Genomic DNA, 19,329 nt, shown 5'->3' on the forward strand with positions numbered 1-19,329 from the left:
GACGCAAATGAACACGTTGTTGTCCACTCCCGCCTGGGAATCCAAAATCTTCACCGGCGAATGGATCGCCGGAGGAGCAGAGGATCGCCTCGTCGTCGAACCCGCTACGGGTAAGCACCTGACGACCGTCGGCATGGCCACGGCCGATGATGTCGCAGCCGCTGCGGCGAAAGCAGCTTCGGTGCAGAAGGATTGGGCTGCACTACCTTTCTCGGAGCGTGCGCGCGTGCTGCGTCGGGCCGGCCAGCTGTTCGAGGATCATGCGGAGGAGATCGGCGAGTGGATCATTCGCGAGGGAGGCGGCATCGGGCCGAAGGCCGCAATCGAGACGCACACTGCGGCGGAGGAATGTTTCAACGGCGCAGCGTTGGCAGCACACCCGATCGGTGAAGTTCTTCAGTCGGAGCAGCCGAGATTGAGCTTCTCGCGGCGCGTCCCGGTAGGGACGGTAGGCGTCATCGCACCGTTCAACTTCCCACTCATTCTGTCGATCCGCGCCGTGGCACCTGCCCTTGCCCTCGGCAATGCCGTGATTCTGAAGCCCGACCCCAGGACCGCGATCTGCGGTGGCGTCGTGCTCGCCCGAATCTTCGAGGAAGCTGGACTTCCTGCTGGCCTGCTCAGTGTCCTCCCAGGCGGAGCGGACGCAGGTGAGGCGCTGGTCGTGCATCCCAGTGTTCGCGTCATCGCATTCACGGGATCCACACGCGCCGGCCGCGCGGTGGGCGAACTCGCGGGACGACACCTCAAGCGGGCACATCTCGAGCTGGGCGGAAACAACGCGCTCATCGTTCTCGATGACGTCGATGTCGAAAAAGCCGTGTCCGTCGGCGCTTTCGGCTCCTTCATGCATCAGGGTCAGATCTGCATGCAGACGGGTCGACACATAGTGCACGAGCGGATCGTCGACGACTACATTGCGGCCCTCGCCGAGCATGCGGATCGACTCCCGGTCGGCGACCCGTTCACATCGCAGGTGGCGCTCGGACCGATCATCGACTCGGGGCAGCGCGATCGGATCCACAAACTGGTCGGAGCGACCGTGGAGGCTGGGGCAACTCTTTCGGCCGGTGGGACGTTCGACGAGCTCTTCTACCGCCCAACGGTCCTGGGCCACACCCCGCATACGGCTCCCGCGTTCGCCGACGAGGTCTTCGGCCCGGTCGCGCCGGTCACATCGTTCGCGACCCTCGACGAGGCTGTCGACATCGCGAACCAGACCGAATACGGACTGTCCCTCGGCATCCTGACAGCCGACGGCATGCGCGGACTCGAACTGTCGCAGCGGATTCCGTCCGGACTCGTGCACATCAACGATCAGACCGTCGGCGACGAAGCCATCGCGCCGTTCGGTGGAGTCGGCAACTCCGGCAACGGCGGCCGGGTCGGCGGCCTCGGCGCGAATCTCGATGCCTTCACCGAGACCCAATGGGTCACGGCGCAGAGTTCGCTTCCGACCTACCCGTTCTGAGCAAACCGAGACGAGGCAATTCTCCCCACGTCCTACCTGGCCGCCCCTGCGGTCGTCGCCCAATCGGAAGCAATTCGAGACTGGCAACGTGCTCCGACACGATGGCTCGGACGTCGTGAACGTGTGCAGGACGAGAATACTTCGGTCGCGCGGAGACGACGGCGGTTCTGTCGCATGCACGGTGCGTGGGGATACCCTTGCCGACATGAAGTCCACCACCCGCGGCATGCTCGCGCGTGCCGCGGGTGTGTTGTCGGCGTTCGACGCCCACAATCGCACTTTGACCCAGTCCGATATCAGCAGACGAACCGATCTTCCGCTGCCGACCGTACACAGAATATGCGCCGAGTTGGCCCGTCTCGGTGCCCTGGAGAAGGTCGACGGTGTGAAATTTCAGGTCGGAGTCCGCCTGTGGGAAGTCGGATCACTTGCACCTCGCTCGCACGGTCTGCGCGAGATCGCTCTGCCCGTCATGGAAGATCTGTACGAGTCCACCCACGAGAACGTTCAGCTCGTGGTCCGAGAAGGGCTCGAAGCGCTGTACATCGAACGGATCTCGGGTCGGGATGCGGTCCGGCTGAAAGGGAGAGCGGGTGGAAGGCTCCCGATCCATGCGTCCAGTGGTGGCCTCGTTCTCCTTGCCCACGGGGGGCCGACTCTCCTCACCGACGTTCTGGACGCGGGCCCACAACGGCTGACCGAGAACACTGTGGTGTCGGAGAACGGGCTACGAAAGCTGTTGGACGACATACGACGAAACGACTTCGTGGTCTGCAACAAATTTCTCGACGAAGTGACTGTCGCAATTGCGGCACCGCTTCGAAGCGCCGACGGCACCGTAGTGGCCGCGATGTCGGTCGCACTATCAGCAGATACCGACCATCGCCCGCTCGTTCCTGCACTGCGCACCGCCGCTCGGACGGTCTCGCGGTTGCTGGGCTCCGGGTAGTCCTTCCATCAGCCGTCGAGCGTCGTGGAGTGCAGGAGACGTCATCGACGTAAGGTTCGGCTGATTCCGGCGGCAGCGACGCGAACTCCGTGCGCGAGTCCGGACAGATTCTGGTGGATGGAAGGGACCACGACCGAAATGGCTGCCACTGCCGCCCCGCTTCGAGCGAACACCGGCGCGGCGGCCGACGCGTTGCCGTCGGTCATCTCGTTGCGCGATATTGCGAATCCGGTGGATCGAATTTCTGCCAGCACCCTGCGAAGCCGGTCCGGATCGGTGATCGTCGCGCTCGCGAAGGCCGGTAGGCCCTCGGCGATAATTTCGTCTCGTACGTGAGCCGGGGCGAACGCAAGCAGAACTTTCCCCGGCCCGGTCGCGTGGAGAGGAAGCCGGTGGCCCACTTTCGAGGACACCGATCCGCCTGATCTACCCAGACGCTCGACATACAGTGCGCGGCCACGATCCATCACGACCAGGTGCACAACCTCGTGGGTTGCTTCGACGAGGTCTTCGAGAAACGGGAGGGCAACGTCCCTCAGCTGCCGCTCCTGTGGTGCCAGCGCGCCGAGCTGCCACAACCGGATTCCGACGCTGTAGGAACCGCGGGTTGTCCGAGCGATGCCTCCCCATTTGACCAGCTCTGCCAGATACCGGTGCGCGGTGGCGTACGGAAGGCCGGTGGTCGCGACGATCTGCGCCAGAGTCTGCTCCGGCCGTTCCTCACTGAAGGATTCGAGGATGGACAACGCTCGGGCCAACGAGCTGGGGCTGGGCGTCATCGCGAGTCCTCTCGATCGGGCCGACAGTGTCGAGTTTTCCATATGCCGAGAGGTGGCTTTCTTCCGGGACTGGCCGAACAGCAGAGTGGTCCATGACACACACGAGGGCCAGCTGTGACGAGCATCTGCTCGCGCGCCCCGACCGATTCGGGAGAATCATGACCAAACCGACCAGCACACCACGCCTCGGCGACCACTCCGTCGTCGATGCGAACACTGCCGCTCCAGTCCGCAAGAACCTCATGCGAGCAGCATCGGCGTTCCTGCTCCTGATGGCAGTCACTCTGACCACACTGTTCACACCGATCTTCGACGGCCACATCGGCGGTGTCGGCATCGCGTACATCGTCGGTTTCCTCGACTTCGTCGTGGTGCTCGTGATCGCCGCGGTGCACTGCGTGGAGAACAACAAGCAGGCAGCGGAGGCGACACGATGAACGACAGTGGAATGTCGCTCGCGGTTGTCGCAGGAATCGTCCTCGCGACGCTCGGCTTGGCGGCCTACGCGGCACGACGAAATTCCGGCACCGGAGACCATTACGTTGCAGGCCAACGAGTCAGCGGATTTCAGAACGGCTTGGCACTGGCCGGTGAACAACTCTCGGCCGCATCGCTTCTCGGTATCACCGGAGCAGTTGCACTGACCGGGTTCAGCGGCTTCTACCTTGCGATCGGAATTCCAACGGCATTCCTGTTGGTATTGCTGGTCGTGGCCGAGCCGCTGCGCAACCTCGGGAAGTACACCTTGGCGGACGTCGTGTCCTTCAGATTCGAGGGGCGGTTGCTCAGAGGGTCGATCGCCGTGACCACCCTACTGATCAGCACCATTTACATGATGATCCAGTTCGTCGGAGCAGGCGTGCTGGCGGAACTTCTTCTCGACGTTCCGTTCTCGGTCGCCGTTGTCGTTCTCGCAGTACTGATGACGATCTACATGCTGCTGGGTGGGATGGTTGCGGCGACATACATCCAGGTATTCAAGAGCATGTTGCTCTTGATTCTCGTGTTCGTTCTGTTGCTGTTCGTCATTTCGCGCACAGGGTGGAATCCCCTGGGTCCGCTTGCCCAGGCGGCGGACAGCTTCGGAATCCAGACCGTCAGTTCGCATCGACTCGACGGCGTGTCCGCGTGGAACAACGTATCGCTCATGATCGGCCTGTCCCTCGGCGTCATGGGTTTGCCGCACGTGATGCTGCGGTTCCTGACCACGAAGAATGCAAAGGCTGCGCGGACGTCGGCGCTGATCGCGATGATCATCTTCTCGTTCTTCTTCTTGGTATTGCCCATCTTCGGTTACGCAGCACTCAACACGGTCGGTCGGGACACCATCGTTGCCGACAACAAGGGCGGAAACCTCGCCGTCGCCAGATTGGCCGAAGCAGTCGGCGGGAACGTGCTGCTGGCGGTTCTCGCAGGCGTGGTCATAGCCACTATCCTGGCCGTACTCGCAGGCATTGCGATTGCGGCTTCGGGAGCCGCAGCACACGATCTGTACACCAACGTCATCAAGCGAGGCGATGTCACTCCCGAGCGTCAGCTTCTCGTCGGACGTGTTGCAGGCGTTGCCATATCGATCATTGCCATTCTGCTCGCGCTCGGTGCCCAGAATCTGAACATCGGATTTCTTGCGAACGTCGCGTTCGCCTTGGCCGCAAGTACTTTGACGCCGGTCCTGGTGCTCACCATCTACTGGCGAGGATTCAATCGAGTTGGAGCACAAGCAGCAATCACCGGCGGCTTGCTGTCCAGCGTCGTTCTGGTGATCATCGGCCCCAACGTGATGGGTGACAGTGCGCTCTTCCCGCTGAGCATCCCCGCGATCGTAACGGTGCCACTCGCATTTCTACTCGCACTCGGCGGAAGCGTCGTCGGCCGCTCCAGAACCGGCGCGCGCGGCCGAGATTACGGCGAAATTCTGTCGAAAGCGTTTCCCACTCGAGCCGTTGGCACACTCGACGGCACCGCCAGTGCGGTCGGCAATTCCTGATCACCGCAGAATCTCGAAGCAACGAAACATGAGGAAACATGACGAACGTCCGCGAAGCCACCTTCGACGTCCTGCGTCAGCTCTCGATGACACGTATCTTTTCGAACCCGGGTTCAACCGAGGTGTCCCTGCTGACCGACCTTCCTGACGACCTCGAATTCGTCCTGGGTCTACACGAGGCGTCGGTCGTCGGAATGGCCACTGGTCATGCATTAGCCTCCGGCACAACCGCTTTGGCTATTCTTCACACCACTGCGGGGCTCGGAAACGCCGTCGGAGCACTCGCGACGGCGCGCGTCAACAAGGCACCGTTGGTGGTCGTCGTCGGACAGCAGGACCGGCGGCACCTGGCGTTGGAGCCCTTTCTCGCAGGCCATCTCGACGGGTTGGCAGGTGATTATCCGGTGTGGGTCAATCAGCCTGCCAGGCCGCAAGACGTTCCGGGTTCCATCGCCCGCGCATACTACGAGGCGGAGCACGCGCGCGGGCCCGCCATCGTCATCGTTCCGATGGACGACTGGCTGGAAGACTTCGACACGACAGTCGAACAGGCGAGCCCTACGGCGGTCGTTCGGTCGAGAGCCGTCGCCGAACAGGACCTGGCGGCGGTGGTCGAATTCGTCGAAGCGAGCCTGCGACCGTTGCTCGTCGTCGGTGCGGGTCTCGACACGAGGGAGGGATGGGACGGGGTCATCGCGTTGGCAGAGCGGCTCGGATGCGACGTCCAACAGGAATCCTTCGGATCCAGAGCCGGGTTTCCGCAGGATCATCAGCAGTTTCGTGGCCATCTACCGGCTGGACGAGCACGCTTACGTGAAACCTTGTCGGCCTACGATCTGGTCCTGACCATCGGTGCCCCAGTCTTCAGGCAGTATCCGTTCGAGTCGGGACGCCTGGCACCGGAAAGTGTTCCGATCGTCGTGATCACCGACGATCCAGCCGAGGCACATCGAAGTCCGGCTACCCTCGCGGTTCTTGCCGACCCGGCGCACGCCACGTCTCTTCTGTCTCGATTGGTCGGACCACGCAAGGCCCAAACCATCGACACGCCGTCCCACCCGGTCGAGCCTCTGACACGCCCGATGGACGGCGCGCCACTGCGAGCGGTACACGTACTGCAGTCGCTGGCTTCTCGTCTATCGGCGGAATCTGTTGTGGTGGAGGAAACACCGTCCAGCCGCCCGGACTTGCATCGCCTGATCCCCGCCCGGGCACCATTGGGGTTCCTCAGTGCGGCGATGGGCGGACTGGGATTTGCGATGCCTGCATCGATCGGTGTGAAAATGGCGTCGCCGTCACGACCAGTCATCACGGTCATCGGAGACGGGTCGTCGTTGTACTCGATACAGGCGCTCTGGAGCGCTGCACGGTACAACGTCGGTGTCTTGTTCGTCGTCCTCTCGAACGGCCGCTATGCGATCATGGATCGCCTCGCAGAGCAGGAGAAATCGGGTCCTGCTCCGTGGCCGTCGTTCGAGGACGTATCGATCGGCGGGATCGCGGAGAGCCTTGGATGCCCTGTGACACGCGTATCCGACTTCTCGGCACTGACTTCTGCGCTCGATGAGGTTGTCCCGACTCTCGAAACCCGAAAAACGCCCTTGGTTCTGGAGGTCGCCGTCGCTACGGAACGGACCTTCCAGGCCTGACGGTTCCACGAGATGTACGTCGCCCCGAGGACCCAAATCCTCGGGGCGAACAGCGTTTGGTCCCCCGCGAGCAACTGCGACTGGCGATCGTCACCTGGGTCGGGACCCCTCACCATCGTGTACGTTGCCGACATAAGCACAGCAAGCTCAGGCCGCGAGTCGAGGTCGAAACCATCAGCAGGCCGCACAAGCGGCCTGATTCACCCCCCCCCACACACAGGTCGAACTCGTTCGGTCCCAACGTCTTCCGAGAATCGAACGAGGCGTCTCCGACTGAGCGGCTGCGGGTGGAATGTCGCCTCGAAGCGGGATGTTCAGCGCGCGTCGACTGGACTGCCACCTCAACTTCGAGCAGTTCGTAGGTGGTGCGCACTGCCTGGCCGTTCTCGAGCGCATCGAGCCGAAGACACCCACGGCCATCTCGTCGGCGATCTCGTTCTACGTATCACCGCCGCCCGGCTCCCTGACCTGTGCAATTCCAACACACTCCTAGCCCCCCGTTCAGTCGATCACCCTCAAGTCGGGACGGGTGGTCAACGCGCAATGACAGGATTCATGCCCCGACCATGAGTCGAACATGAACGACCTCGGCGGATGCTGGGCGGGCCCGACTCGAGCCCGGTCGTTCGCACACCGGTCTGCAACTCGACATGGTTTATCGATCTTCGTCGTGCATAGGACGCAAGACGAACCGGCAGGTTGGTCGACGGTCGACACTATCGCGAAACCAGCCCGGCCAGAGGAAATGCGCCGTGGCGGACTGTGGAGTGGAAGTGGGGACGGTTGATCACGAAGACCCGGCGCAACTGTAATGTGTCGCGGCGAGGTGCTCTCCGAAGGTTCACGGGTGTAGCAGACGACGCGGGCAGTGCCTCGACGTCGACCGCGACGCACTAGTCGCCGGACGGGGTCGCAGTCCACTCGCACACCGCGAGTTCTTGGAACCGACGAGGCCGCAAGGCTCGTTACGCCCTGCGGCCTCATGGTGATGCTGTTACGAGTCCGACTCAGTGAGGCCGGCCGTCGACCGCGCCCACAAGAATCGCTGCTGGGTTCCAAACCGCCGATGATCTTGCAGTGGCTCGGTCGAGAATTCGCCGTGTCGGCGGCCGCCTACCTCGAAGTTCGAGAAAGGTCCCGTGTCCCGTGATCGTGCGATCGCAAACCGATTGGTCGCGTCACTGGCTACACGGGAGTCGGTGACCTCGAAGGGCTGGTCGGCCGAGCCTTGCCTCTCGGCACATCAGGCGGAGCGGTCGTAGTCGGCGAAACCGTTGAAGTCGGTCTTCTTCATCGCAGCCAGGCTCAACAGCGACACAGCCACGAACGCGATGAGGTAGACCGAAATGGACATCGAGGTTCCGGTGGTCTCGATGAGCCATTCGGAGATGGCGGGGGCGAAGCCGCCACCGACAATGCCGCCTACTGCGTAAGGAAGGGAGGCTGCGGTGTAGCGGACACGCGGGGGAACAGCTCGGCGAACATCGCGCTCTGTGGCCCGTAGGAGAGTCCCAGCGCGATCGCCAGAACGAACACCGCGAGAGCGAATGCCCCGATGTTTGCAGTGTCTACCAGCAAGAACAGTGGGACGGCCCACGCCGCCATCAGGACATATCCGGCCGTCATGACGGGGCGGCGGCCGAACCGATCCGACCACGAGCCACCGAGCACGGTGGAAACGATCCACACCAGGGCGGCGAGCATCAAGGTGAAGAGTACTGCACTCGAATTCATTTGAAGATTGTTGGTCGTGTAAGAGAGCATGTAGCCGATCACCAGGTAGCCGGCGAGGATGTTGGCGACGAAAGATCCACCGGCGAGGACCATCTTGCGGGAGTGGCCGTGCACGGCTTCGACCAGCGGCATCGCCGATTCGGCCTGGGCCTGTTGGACATCGGCGAATACTGGGCTTTCGGAGATCGACGTTCGCACCTTTAGTCCGACCAGGACCAACGCGACGCTGACGAAGAAGGGCACCCGCCAGCCCCATGATTCGAACTGCTCGGGGGAGGTCGTGATCTGGAGAAGAAAGAAAACGCCAGTGGACAACACAAGTCCGGCCGGTGTGCCGATTTGGGAGAAGATCCCGTAGAGGCCTCGTTTGTTCGACGGCGCGTACTCCACCGACATCAGTGCGGCACCGCCCCATTCTCCTCCGGTGCTCAGGCCCTGAAGGAAGCGGAACACGACCAGCAGGAGCGGGGCGATGACGCCGATCTGTTCATAAGTGGGGAGCAATCCCATTCCAAGGCTGGCCAAGCCCATGACCACGAGTGTTCCTATCAGTGCAGATTTGCGGCCGTACCGGTCGCCGACGTGGCCGGCGATGATGCCGCCGAGGGGGCTGGCGATGAAGCTCGCGGCAACCGACCCGAGGGACACGATGAGCGCGTTGGGTCCGAGCGCACCGAAGTATTGAGTGCTGAAGATCAGTCCGGCGGCGGAGATGTAGGCGAACGATAGGTACCACTCGATCGTCGATCCGATTCCGCTGGCGAATCGCACCTTGAGGAGCTCCGCTCGGGTGGGAATTCGGTGCCCAGAGGTAGCCGAAGTTGCAGGGGTGTCCATGGTTGTCCTCAGAGTTGGGGAGAGCTGGGAAAATGAAAAATAGAAAATGGGAACGGCGGAAGCCGTGTCTCGCCGTCAGTTGCGCGCCGGTAATGGAGCGGGGATGGTGCTGGGACGGTGGAGGTCGATGATGTGCGGAGCCAAGGATGCGACGCTTGCGAGCAAGCGCTCGTCGGTGCCCGTCGCCGAGGAGAACTCGATACCGACGGGCAGCGCGGAGGTGGCTCCCAGGCCGACAGGGATGGAAATGCCCGGCAGGCCAAGGGTTCCCCCGAGATCGCCGTGGCGAATGATCGTCGAGAACGTGGGGACCCTGCGCCGGTTCAGCTCGATGGTGTCGTCCTGGCCGAGGGGCGGAGCGACTACCGGCGTGGTGGGAAACATGAAGGCGTCGATGTTTGTCGACGACATCCGATTCGCGAGTTCATGGCGCAGGTCACCGACAACAGCGAGATTTCGTCGGTAGCTGTGCGCAGTGGTCGCGCCCAGTCCTTCGGCAACCACTCTGCGCACGTCGGGGCTGCTGACAGCGGCGAGAACCGTCTCGATGCCGGGGAGTCCGCGTGAGCGGAGGTATCCGCCGAGTCCATCAGCGGCCTCCCCCCAGACGATCGAAGCGGCGATCGTGTCGGTCAGATTCATGATGTCGTCGATGTCGACGTCGACGAATGTCACTCCTGCGGCCGCGAGGGTGTTCCGGACTCGCTCGTAGGCAGCTTCGACGTCCGGATGCAGATCTTGCCCGTGTGCGGGTGTCAGACCGATACGCAAGCCACGGGCAGTGTCGCGGGCAACGATCGAGGGGCGTTGAGCAAGAACCGAATCGAGGAGCAAGATGTCTTCGATGCTGCGTGCGATCGGGCCCGAAGTGTCCCTGGTGTGAGACAGCGAGACGATGCCCTCGGCGGGGTACCGGCCCACGGATGGCCTGAAACCGATTACGCCGCACAGTGCGGCCGGGATACGAACGGAACCGCCGGTGTCCGTTCCGATGCCTGCCGGCGCGTTCCCCAGTGCCACCGCGGCGGCAGTGCCTCCGCTGCTTCCGCCTGCAGTAAGCGAGGTATTCCACGGATTGCGCACGGGGCCGTGGAGGGCATTGTTGGAGGTTGCCCCGAGCGCGAGTTCGTGCATGACGTTCTTACCGCTGACGTGTCCCCCGGCCGCCACCAGGCGTCGCACAATCTCGGCGTCTTCGACGGCGGTGTTCCCCACCAAGCCAGGGGTTCCTGCGGTCGAATCCGTTCCGGCTACATCGATGCTGTCCTTGACCACCAGGGGGATGCCGCCCAACGGGCCCGAGCACTCGTGGCTGCCAGATGGCGCGGGAGTCGGCAGCGTCGTGGTCATCGTGTTGAACTCGACCACCTCGGTGGTACGTCTACGCAGTCCCGCCGCATAGCTCCGGGCGTCGAGCCGGCCGGTCGCGAGGAGGTATCTGGTCTCGACGATCGTCAGATCGAACAATGGGACACCCGCGGCAGTGCCGGTCGGCAATTCTTGTGCGCCGTGACCGTACATGCTGTATTCCGCCTATCTCTATGTGCTGCTTCGAGGGGTAACCGCTCGTTCCGGGATCGACGTTCACCGGTCACTATTGGTGACGTTTACCACCCGAACAATCCAGCCTCTCACCATACGGAAAATGGCCCCGATCGCTCACCAGGCCACGCTGAAAGAACCGTTTCGGCACCAGCGGGAACTGGGTGTACGAACGCGGTGGTGTGCGTCCGCGTTCGACGCTGTCACCGAGCGGCTGTTTCCTGTCGAGGGAGGAGCGAGAGTTCATTGCCGACGGTGTCCGGGACGGCTGGACGATGGCTGCGATCGCCGCATGTCTGGACAGAGCGGTGTCGACGATCAGTTGAGAACTGAAGCGGCACAGCCATTTCCGTGGTCGTTACAATCCGCATCAGGCCGAGCACGATGCCCGGAGGGCAGCCGAACGCCCGAGGAAAGGCAAGCTCGAGTCGACGCCGTTGCTGCAGGATCGGGACCGTACGATGACTGAGCATATCGTCACATGTGTTGGCGTTGGGGCAGATAGCCATTAGGCACGCGCCCAACGCAGAAGCGCAGTTTCCACATTATAAAAGCGGGTTGACGGCGAACGTGGCGTGCTCGAAGCATTTGACACATTGCAATACGGCTTAAAAATTTCGAATCAAATAGTTTAGCAAGTACATTCATTGCACTCCCTGTACGCCAGGGCGCAGTTCGTACCGAGTTGTGACAGACTCGTGACACCGAGAATTTCAGCCAAGATGCGCAACGCCCTGACCTGCAGAAATATAACCACAGGCACGGCCACGAGAGCCCCGAGGCGGATTAAAATCCGCTGCCTCGTTTGTCCAATCAGATACAGCACAATCTACTGCAGTCCACGACCACCAACGAAATACGCTGCTCAACAGCGAGATTGTGGATCCATATGGACTCCGGTGCCCCCAGTCGGACTCGAACCGACACTGTGCGGATTTTAAGTCCGGAAGGATGGATTCTGATGGACTCCCGTGAATCCATATTTCTCTGCACAACAACAAGTTTCGTACATCCAGGTACATACCAATCCATGCCGGTCTGTACCGACTTGTGTCACTCTCGTGTCAACGGGACCAGCCGATAGGAAGCAGTCGGACCAGGATGTTCCATAACGTATCCACGTGGACTCGGTGCTCGATCTGGACAACACTTCAATTTCTGTTCGCGTCCGACGAGGCCACCGTCTGTGTCAACGAACTCCGCCGACTGTCTCTCGGAAACAGGGGATTCGAAGCCGTCAATCGCGACCGAACGCGGCATTTCCTACCGCCTTCCTCTTGCACCACCACGCCGGAAGTACGCAAACTACAGTAACCGCACCGTCGAGGTTTCTTGACGGTGCTCAAGGTCGTATCCCGGTTCCCCCTTGGTTCGACCACCGCTTGATCCCGGCAGCGACCGCACTACAAGACACGCCTTCGGGATCGGCGCAAAGAACAGTTCCGATTGGCGCGAGTCGCCAGCTTCCCGAACAGGCGCCGGGCAACCGCAATTGGATCCGTTGATAGTGAATCTACGCAGGGCTTCGAACACCTCCTCGCTTCTCCCCCACCCATCTGGCTTAAGTGAACATAGAATAGAAAGTATGACGAAGAACGCGATTGGTACACCGATGGGCTCCGAGGGTGTGATCGTTGGCCACGATTCGGATACCAAGGCCAAGAAGACCCGGGCGCGGATACTCGATGCCGCAGCCCACGTGTTGTCGAAAAAGGGCTATGCGGGCATGCGACTGACCGACGTCGCTGAGGTCGCCGACCTTCAGGCACCCGCGATCTACTACTACTTTGCATCGCGCGAAACCCTGATCGAAGAGGTCATGTGGGTCGGTGTCGCCGCGATGCGTCAACACGTCGGCGACGCGGTAGCCGCAGCCACCGCCGATGCCAGCGCAATGGACCGCATACTCATTGCCGTCGAAGCGCATCTGCGCCACGAACTCGACATCTCCGATTACGCGACGGCGTCCATCCGCAACGCCGGCCAGCTTCCTGAAGGCATACGTGAACGGCCCGAAGCAGAGGCAACGCTGTACGGCGATTTGTGGCGAACCTTGATCAAGGACGCCGCAAGGAGCGATCAAATTCGTGCGGACCTCGACCTGCATATCGCGCACATGTTGGTGATCGGCGCGCTCAACTGGGCTGCGGAGTGGTGGAAACCGGAACGGGGATCCATCGACAAACTAGTGACGATGGCGACATCGTTCGTAGAAGCAGGTTTGGCTCCGCACCCCACCCTGCAACCGACACCCCCGCCAACTACTCGACAGCGGAGGAAGCGCTGAGCCGGTCGCGGCGGGCCGCGTTTCGCTGGTCGGCGAATGCGGTGGCCTCGGTCCAGGACGCAGCCCGTCCGATGAGGCCGCGATACTTCATGATCTCGCTCTGAGCATTGACCGTCAGCGCGCCGACAACAGTGTCGTGCCGTCGATACAGCGCAACCCAGCGCTGATCCTCGCCGGGTGTGCCCTCCACCGCGACGACGTCGTCGCAGACCGGTGATCCGACGAACTGAATTCTGTTGCCGTACCAGTCGGACCAAAAGTACGGCACCGTCGAATATGGAAGCGACAGTTGCGGATTGCAGGCGTTCCGTCCTGCAGCAGCACCTTGCTCGGCAGCGCTCGTCCAATGCTCCAACCGCTGTCGCGTTCCGGTTGCGGCGTTGTACCAATTCGCAACATCACCTGCCGCGTAGACGCCGGGCGCGCCGGTCCACAGGGTCGCGTCGCATTTCACGCCGTTCTGCAAGTTCAGACCGGACTGTTCCAACCATTCGATGTTCGGCTGTGAACCGACACCGACGACAACAAGGTCTGCGTCGAGTCGCCTTCCGTCCATCAGCACGACCCCCTCCACCGTGTCGGTACCGATGAACGACTCGACCCCAGTTCCGCAGATCAGCTGGACCCCGTTCGCATCGTGCAACCGGCCCAACGCCTCACCCATCACAGGTCCCACCGCTCTCACGAGTGGAGTGGGCAGGGCTTCGACAATGGTGACCTCGAGTCCGCGCGAGCGGGCGTTCGAGGCGATCTCAGCTCCGATGAAACCCGCTCCGATCACCACTGTCCGAGCGCCGGCGTCGAGGGCGGAACGCACGGAAGCAGCATCGTCCACGCTCCGTAAGCCATGAACGTTCCCAAGAGCACCCACAGACGGCAGCGTCCGCGCCCGAGCTCCTGTCGCGATGACAAGACCGTCGTACTCGACTGCATCCGATCCCATGCTCACAGTCCGCGACGCTAGGTCGAGACTCGTTGCCGCGCTGCCCAATCGAACGTCGACATGCAAGTCGTCGACCAAGTGCTCGACTGTGCGGAACGCCGCGGATTCGGCACCGTCTAGGAACGCTTTCGAGAGCGGAGGACGGTCGTACGGCAAGTGGACCTCGTCGCCGATCAGAACGATCTCGCCGTCGAAACCATCGCCGCGTGCAGCCTCGACCGCACGAAGGCCGGCGAGTGATGCGCCCACCACCACGAGCCGGCGGGCAACACTCACGACTCAACCGCTTCCGACTCGATGCGGAGCGCCTCGGTGGGGCAGGCAGCCACAGCCTCACGGACCGAGGCCAGTTCACCCTGTGAGATATCGGTTTTCAACAATTCCAGATCGCCGTCGTCGTTAACCTCGAAGAACAACGGCGCAAGCGATTCGCACATACCCAGACCCGTGCACCGCTGGTAGTCGACGTGTACTTTCATCGTGATCTTCTCCTTGGATTGCTTGTCTGTTTGGCTGTGAGGGTGATCAGTCGAGTTCGTTACCCACGATGGCCACGAACGAGACACATGCGCCCGGACGTCCGCCGAGGTTGTGTGTCAGCGCCCTGTGCGGATCGCTGAGTTGGCGCGATCCGGCGTTGCCGCGCAATTGAAGCCAGGCCTCGTAGAGCATGCGCAGTCCGCTGGCCCCAACTGGATGTCCGAACGACTTGAGTCCGCCGTCGATGTTGATCGGCAGGCTGCCCTCGGCGTCGAATTCACCGGCCAGCATCTCTTTCCATGCTTGGCCTTCGGGGCTGAATCCGAGTTCTTCCATCAACACGATCTCGGTCGGGGTGAAGCAATCGTGCACTTCGGCGAGCGAGAGTTCACTGCGCGGATCGGTGATCCCGGCCTGGGCATATGCATCTTTCGCGGACCGCACCACCTCCGGCAGGCTGGCGTAGTCGTAGGACGGATCCATCGCGCCGCGGCCGGGTCCGGACGTGAGCGAGAGAGCTTTGACGTAGATCGGGGTATCGGTATAGCGAAGAGCGTCCTCGGCTCGGACGATCATCGCGGACGCTGCCCCGTCGGATACCCCGGAGCAATCGAAGATCCCCAGGCGACCAGCTACTTTCGGGGCCCCTTCGATGGTCTCCCTGGATACCTCCGCGCGGTACTGCGCTTTGGGGTTCGATGCACCGTTCAGGTGATTCTTGTACGCCACGTGGGTCATTGCCGCACGCATGTCGACCGGATCGACCCCGTGCTTGACGCAGTACGCTGGATCCAGCAGTGAGAATGCCGCGGGCGCTGTCATCGACAGTTCCGGGGCTGTTCCATCGGACGGTGGATCGTTGCGGAGAAGTCCCGAATACCCGGAGTCCTTGAGCTTTTCGACTCCCACTGCCATGACACGGTCGTACGCGCCCGATGCCACTGCGTAGCATGCGTTCCGGAACGCTTCCGAACCGGTGGCACAGAAATTTTCGACACGCGTGACCGGCTTGTAATCGATCGACAAGGGTCTGCTCAAAGTCAGGCCGGACTGGCCCGACCCGACCGTACCGAGCCAGTAGGCGTCGATCTCGTCCTTCTCGATCGGAAGCCCATCGAGGCATTCCTGGACGCTGTCGACGATGAGGTCGTCGGTCGACTTGTGCCAGAGCTCGCCGAACGAGGTGCACCCCATCCCGACGATAGCGACTTTGTCTGCAATACCGTTGCTGCTCATCGAATTGTCTCCTCGACTGTCGGCACTGGGCGGGTGACGGCCGGTGGACGGATCACTCGCGCTTTCCAGAAGTAGTTGTGCACTCCGCCGGCGGTATACATCCGTCGGAACACGAGATCGACCCGGTCTCCGATGGACAGCTCATCCGGGATCGTGTCCGCCACTTCCAGGGCACAGCGGCCGCCACCGTCGAAATCGACGATCACCCCGACGAGCGGGGGCGACGGCGAGTAGGCGAGCCGATCGACGGTGAAGGTGGCGACCGTTGCCTCCTTATCTGAGACCTTCACGGTGGCCATGGCGTCGACGATTCCGCACTCTCGACATACCCGTGCAGGCGGAAGATGCATGAATTGGCAAACAGTGCAACGGCTTCCGTCGAGGGAGAACTTCCAACCGGCACCCCGCGCCGACGGTGGTCCGGCGGGGCGGCTCGGCTCGGGCCTGCGTGGAAGCTCGGGATCGACGAGGCCGCGCCACCCCAGGTAACGAACCTGATCGACCGGCAGTCCGTCGCGGAGCTGGGTTGTCAGCGGAGACTGTTGACGTCGTTCGGGCAACAAGTCGGTCGTGCGGAGCAGTATCGCGTCGCACCCGTCCACCGCGGAAAGAACAAGGACGGTCTCCCCTGCTCTGGCGATGTCGAGTACGGACGCCAGGGCGACGCCCACGTCACTGGCCCCGGAGAATCCCACAGGTGCAACCGTTGTATCGAGCCTTCCGCGGACCCACTTCATTGCGGCCTTGCGGACGACAGTGCTGCCGGATGTCACGACGACATGATCGGCCTGCTCGAGCCCACCGTCACTGAGCGCGCGGGCGGCGGTGTCCACGACGAGACTGCGATAAATATCGGAACCGAATCGCTCTTCCCACTGAGACCCATTGCGCTCGTTGGGTTCTCGCCATCGGTCCAGGAACTCCGCGGTGGTAGAGCTCACCGCCAGGATCTCGGCAATACCAGGGCCCTGGCCGAAGAGCAGGGCGGCGGCGAGGTCTGCGCCCGTGCGTTCGTCGCCGGACCCCGGCTTTCCGACGCGCACGTCGGCCATCGCGACGAGACCACCCTGGCTGAGCGCGCTGCGAATCGCCGCGACGGACGAACGTGCCGTTCCGACCATGTCTGCTGCAGGCACCTGCTCGTCGAGCCCGAGAGCGGCGTGGACGGCGGTGGCGTTGGTCTTGTCCATGTACGCCGGAGTCGATGTACACAGCAGGAGCTGTGTGGGGTTACTACGCGCGGGCGATGTCAGTAATCGGGCAGCATCAACTGCCATAGTGGTGCTGTCCTCGTCGAAGCTCGCTACGATGCGATTGCCTATGCTGCCGGGCGCAAACCGGTATGCGGGCACGTACGTGGCGTAGCCGAGTAGCTCATTCACGTGTAGCTCCTTGATTCATTCACGCCAACGCTGATCAGAGGGGTCCATCAGCTCCCGCAGGTGGTCGTCGGAGATCCAGATGATGGTTTCGAGTTCGAGGGCGTCGAGATAACGGACTCGTCCGCCCCGTAGATCGTCGAGGCGAAGTCTCGGAGAATTGCCCTCTGTGTCCAAAGTGACAGCGACCGATGCGAATTCGTTCTCGACCACCGGTCCCTTGTCCGAGGCGTGATCGCTGGGGTCGACGTCCATCTCGATATGACCGTTCTCGTACCCGCTCATAGTGCTCCTTGTACTGCGTCGTACAACCTGAACTTCTGGACTTTGCCGGTCGCGGTCTTGGGTAGGTTGTCGGTGTCCATGAAGACCACACGCCTGGGCACTTTGAATCGCGCGAGGTTGGCTTTGCAGTGCTCGATGACGCCGTCGCTGTCGATAGTCGAGCCCGGGGTGGTGACCACCACGACCCAGCCGACCTCGCCCCACCTGTCGTCCTGTACTCCGAAGGCGAAGGCCTGCGTGATCTCGTCGTGCTGGACGATGACGTCTTCTACTTCCTTGGGCATGACCAATTCGCCGCCGCTCTTGTAGACCTCCTTACTCCGTCCGGTCAGACGCAGGTAGCCGTCGTCGGAGACGAGCCCGAGATCGCCGGAGAAGACCCATCCGTCGCGCAGCGCTGCGGAGGTCTCGGCTGGTTTGTCGAAATAGCCGAGCATCGCGGTCGGACCCGCGGAGGCGAGTTCGCCGGGCACCCCGGCAGGGAGCGCGGTGCCTGTGTCGGGATCCACGGCTCGGTACTCGCACAGGGCGTCGGTCCCCGGACGGCTCGCTGCCCCAGCGATCTTCGGTCGTCCGACCGTCTCGATCGACAGTTGGAGATCGTCCTCCGGGAACGTGATGGTCATGCAGCCACCGGTCTCGGTCATCCCGTACCCGGTCGATACCTCGGTGATCCCGAAGTCGTTCTGCAACTGCTTCCACAGCCACACCGGGGCGGGGGCGGATGCGCAGAACATGGCACCGAGTGAGCTGAAGTCGTACGTGTGTCGAGCCGGCGACTCGATGAGCGCCACGGCCATCGTCGGAACGCACAAAACGTCGGTGGCGCGGTGCTTCTCGATGGCCTCGAGGTACCGCTCTGCGTGGAAAGAGGTGTGCATGATCACGGCACCTCCGACATACATCGTCGAGATCAGGCCTTCGAGATATCCGAACATGTGATAGCAAGGCAGCGAGAACAGAATCCTGCGGCCGTCTTCGTAGGCCCGGGACAACGCCGAGGCATAGCCCGTTCGAAGAACCGAGTCATGCGTGACGAGTACGCCTTTCGGTGATCCCGTACTGCCGGATGTGTAGAGCAAGTCGGCGATGTCCATCGGTCCGTGGGTCGAGGCATTCGATGCGCCGGGATGGACTCGTCCGAGCTCAGCTATATCGTCGAGCGTCAGCGCATCGTCTCGCCCATCATCGGCCGTCGGGTAGACCGCGACATGCCGAAGCGCTGGCAGTTCCCCACCCTGTGCACGCGGTGTACCGATCTTGGACGAGCCGGCCCAACCGGGTGCGATGTCGTCGAGCATCGCTAGATAGTCCAGGCCCGAGAAGCTCGACATGGTGATCAGAAACGAGCAGTGTGACTGCTTCAGAACGTATTCGAGCTCGTCGCGTTGATACAGGTAGTTGAACGGAATCGCTACGGCACCGGCCCTTGCGATCGCGAACTTCAAGGGAACGAAGTCTGCGTAATTGGCCATCAGCATGCCGACGTGGTCACCCGGACGAACGCCCAACGACGTCAGCCCGTCTGCGAGCAACCGCGATCGCGCCTCGACGTCGGCATAGGTTGAAGTTCTCTCGTCGGTGATGACGAACGGACGGTCCGGATACACCTGTGCAACCTCGTCCAGCCACGCATCGAGGGTACGGGGAGTCCATGTCGGGTAGCGGTCCAGAAGCTGCGCGCGCCGCTCGGTGATCGTTGACATACTTGGTTCCTCAGTCGAATGGAAGGTGACACTGGTCGGGTAGTGGATGATTTGGGGCGATGACA

General features: G+C 62.2%; 16 protein-coding genes. 7 read left to right on the forward strand and 9 right to left on the reverse strand.

Annotation, left to right across the window (positions count from 1 at the left end):
- The first annotated feature begins 7 nt into the window (after window positions 1-7).
- Both NY08_RS10760 and NY08_RS10765 read left to right on the forward strand, forming a co-directional pair.
- A complete protein-coding gene (locus tag NY08_RS10760; RefSeq protein ID WP_045196326.1) occupies window positions 8-1,471 on the forward strand; it encodes a benzaldehyde dehydrogenase in 1,464 nt (487 codons plus the stop codon).
- Window positions 1,472-1,676: 205 nt separating this feature from the next.
- Window positions 1,677-2,420, forward strand: coding sequence for an IclR family transcriptional regulator (locus tag NY08_RS10765; protein ID WP_045196327.1), 744 nt, complete (start codon window positions 1,677-1,679; stop codon window positions 2,418-2,420).
- Window positions 2,421-2,461: 41 nt separating this feature from the next.
- On the opposite strand, the gene NY08_RS10770 is transcribed toward NY08_RS10765, so the two are convergent.
- Window positions 2,462-3,199 carry an IclR family transcriptional regulator gene (locus tag NY08_RS10770; RefSeq protein ID WP_045200169.1) on the reverse strand — a complete coding sequence of 246 codons (738 nt, stop codon included), beginning with the start codon at window positions 3,197-3,199 and terminating at the stop codon, window positions 2,462-2,464.
- 158 nt (window positions 3,200-3,357) lie between these two features.
- Between NY08_RS10770 and NY08_RS10775 the strand changes: the two genes are divergently transcribed.
- The 3 genes from NY08_RS10775 to NY08_RS10785 are packed head-to-tail and all read left to right on the forward strand — an operon-like array spanning window position 3,358 to window position 6,835.
- Window positions 3,358-3,636: a hypothetical protein gene (locus NY08_RS10775; RefSeq protein ID WP_045200171.1), complete on the forward strand. Its 279-nt coding sequence runs from the start codon at window positions 3,358-3,360 to the stop codon at window positions 3,634-3,636.
- Window positions 3,633-5,186, forward strand: a complete 1,554-nt coding sequence (locus NY08_RS10780) for a solute symporter family protein (RefSeq protein WP_045196329.1) — start codon at window positions 3,633-3,635, stop codon at window positions 5,184-5,186. Before NY08_RS10775 ends, NY08_RS10780 begins: the two co-directional genes overlap by 4 nt.
- Before the next feature lie 38 nt (window positions 5,187-5,224).
- Window positions 5,225-6,835 (forward strand): thiamine pyrophosphate-dependent enzyme, encoded by a 1,611-nt coding sequence (locus tag NY08_RS10785; RefSeq protein ID WP_045196330.1) that lies wholly within the window; start codon window positions 5,225-5,227, stop codon window positions 6,833-6,835.
- Window positions 6,836-8,257: 1,422 nt separating this feature from the next.
- On the opposite strand, the gene NY08_RS10795 is transcribed toward NY08_RS10785, so the two are convergent.
- Together NY08_RS10795 and NY08_RS10800 are read right to left on the reverse strand one after the other, a co-directional pair.
- The gene (locus NY08_RS10795) at window positions 8,258-9,406 is read right to left on the reverse strand and encodes an MFS transporter (RefSeq protein ID WP_235387167.1); all 1,149 of its coding nucleotides are present in this window, start codon (window positions 9,404-9,406) and stop codon (window positions 8,258-8,260) included.
- A gap of 75 nt (window positions 9,407-9,481) precedes the next feature.
- Window positions 9,482-10,927, reverse strand: coding sequence for an amidase family protein (locus NY08_RS10800; protein WP_052683765.1), 1,446 nt, complete (start codon window positions 10,925-10,927; stop codon window positions 9,482-9,484).
- A gap of 203 nt (window positions 10,928-11,130) precedes the next feature.
- Here NY08_RS10800 and NY08_RS26715 point away from each other — a divergent pair, with 203 nt between their 5' ends.
- Both NY08_RS26715 and NY08_RS10810 read left to right on the forward strand, forming a co-directional pair.
- Window positions 11,131-11,274, forward strand: a complete 144-nt coding sequence (locus NY08_RS26715; protein WP_442970838.1) for a helix-turn-helix domain-containing protein — start codon at window positions 11,131-11,133, stop codon at window positions 11,272-11,274.
- Between the two features lie 1,259 nt (window positions 11,275-12,533).
- Entirely contained in the window at window positions 12,534-13,235 is a 702-nt protein-coding gene (locus NY08_RS10810) for a TetR/AcrR family transcriptional regulator (RefSeq protein ID WP_045196336.1), read from the forward strand.
- Here NY08_RS10810 and NY08_RS10815 read toward each other — a convergent pair.
- Genes NY08_RS10815 through NY08_RS10840 form a run of 6 tightly spaced genes read right to left on the reverse strand, consistent with a single transcriptional unit; the run spans window position 13,210 to window position 19,264 of the window.
- Window positions 13,210-14,454: an NAD(P)/FAD-dependent oxidoreductase gene (locus NY08_RS10815; protein ID WP_045196338.1), complete on the reverse strand. Its 1,245-nt coding sequence runs from the start codon at window positions 14,452-14,454 to the stop codon at window positions 13,210-13,212. The two genes, NY08_RS10810 and NY08_RS10815, sit on opposite strands and share 26 nt — an antisense overlap.
- Window positions 14,451-14,657 (reverse strand): ferredoxin, encoded by a 207-nt coding sequence (locus NY08_RS10820; RefSeq protein ID WP_045196340.1) that lies wholly within the window; start codon window positions 14,655-14,657, stop codon window positions 14,451-14,453. Before NY08_RS10820 ends, NY08_RS10815 begins: the two co-directional genes overlap by 4 nt.
- Before the next feature lie 46 nt (window positions 14,658-14,703).
- The gene (locus tag NY08_RS10825; RefSeq protein WP_045196341.1) at window positions 14,704-15,894 is read right to left on the reverse strand and encodes an acetyl-CoA acetyltransferase; all 1,191 of its coding nucleotides are present in this window, start codon (window positions 15,892-15,894) and stop codon (window positions 14,704-14,706) included.
- Window positions 15,891-17,276, reverse strand: coding sequence for an OB-fold domain-containing protein (locus tag NY08_RS10830; protein ID WP_045196343.1), 1,386 nt, complete (start codon window positions 17,274-17,276; stop codon window positions 15,891-15,893). Before NY08_RS10830 ends, NY08_RS10825 begins: the two co-directional genes overlap by 4 nt.
- A 15-nt stretch (window positions 17,277-17,291) precedes the next feature.
- Window positions 17,292-17,528, reverse strand: a complete 237-nt coding sequence (locus NY08_RS10835; RefSeq protein WP_045200176.1) for a hypothetical protein — start codon at window positions 17,526-17,528, stop codon at window positions 17,292-17,294.
- A gap of 26 nt (window positions 17,529-17,554) precedes the next feature.
- Window positions 17,555-19,264, reverse strand: a complete 1,710-nt coding sequence (locus NY08_RS10840) for a class I adenylate-forming enzyme family protein (protein ID WP_045196345.1) — start codon at window positions 19,262-19,264, stop codon at window positions 17,555-17,557.
- Between the last annotated feature and the right edge of the window lie 65 nt (window positions 19,265-19,329).

Source organism: Rhodococcus sp. B7740, assembly GCF_000954115.1.
GTDB lineage: Bacteria > Actinomycetota > Actinomycetes > Mycobacteriales > Mycobacteriaceae > Rhodococcoides.

Bases quoted from the DNA above. Each gene is read 5' to 3' on its own strand.
- NY08_RS10800 (WP_052683765.1), bottom strand. From the start codon at position 10,927: ATGTACGGTCACGGCGCACAAGAATTGCCGACCGGCACTGCCGCGGGT.
- NY08_RS10765 (WP_045196327.1), top strand. From the start codon at position 1,677: ATGAAGTCCACCACCCGCGGCATGCTCGCGCGTGCCGCGGGTGTGTTG.
- NY08_RS10820 (WP_045196340.1), bottom strand. From the start codon at position 14,657: ATGAAAGTACACGTCGACTACCAGCGGTGCACGGGTCTGGGTATGTGC.
- NY08_RS10775 (WP_045200171.1), top strand. From the start codon at position 3,358: ATGACCAAACCGACCAGCACACCACGCCTCGGCGACCACTCCGTCGTC.
- NY08_RS10810 (WP_045196336.1), top strand. From the start codon at position 12,534: ATGACGAAGAACGCGATTGGTACACCGATGGGCTCCGAGGGTGTGATC.
- NY08_RS10785 (WP_045196330.1), top strand. From the start codon at position 5,225: ATGACGAACGTCCGCGAAGCCACCTTCGACGTCCTGCGTCAGCTCTCG.
- NY08_RS10840 (WP_045196345.1), bottom strand. From the start codon at position 19,264: ATGTCAACGATCACCGAGCGGCGCGCGCAGCTTCTGGACCGCTACCCG.
- NY08_RS10795 (WP_235387167.1), bottom strand. From the start codon at position 9,406: ATGGACACCCCTGCAACTTCGGCTACCTCTGGGCACCGAATTCCCACC.
- NY08_RS10835 (WP_045200176.1), bottom strand. From the start codon at position 17,528: ATGGACGTCGACCCCAGCGATCACGCCTCGGACAAGGGACCGGTGGTC.
- NY08_RS10760 (WP_045196326.1), top strand. From the start codon at position 8: ATGAACACGTTGTTGTCCACTCCCGCCTGGGAATCCAAAATCTTCACC.
- NY08_RS10770 (WP_045200169.1), bottom strand. From the start codon at position 3,199: ATGACGCCCAGCCCCAGCTCGTTGGCCCGAGCGTTGTCCATCCTCGAA.
- NY08_RS10780 (WP_045196329.1), top strand. From the start codon at position 3,633: ATGAACGACAGTGGAATGTCGCTCGCGGTTGTCGCAGGAATCGTCCTC.
- NY08_RS10825 (WP_045196341.1), bottom strand. From the start codon at position 15,894: ATGAGCAGCAACGGTATTGCAGACAAAGTCGCTATCGTCGGGATGGGG.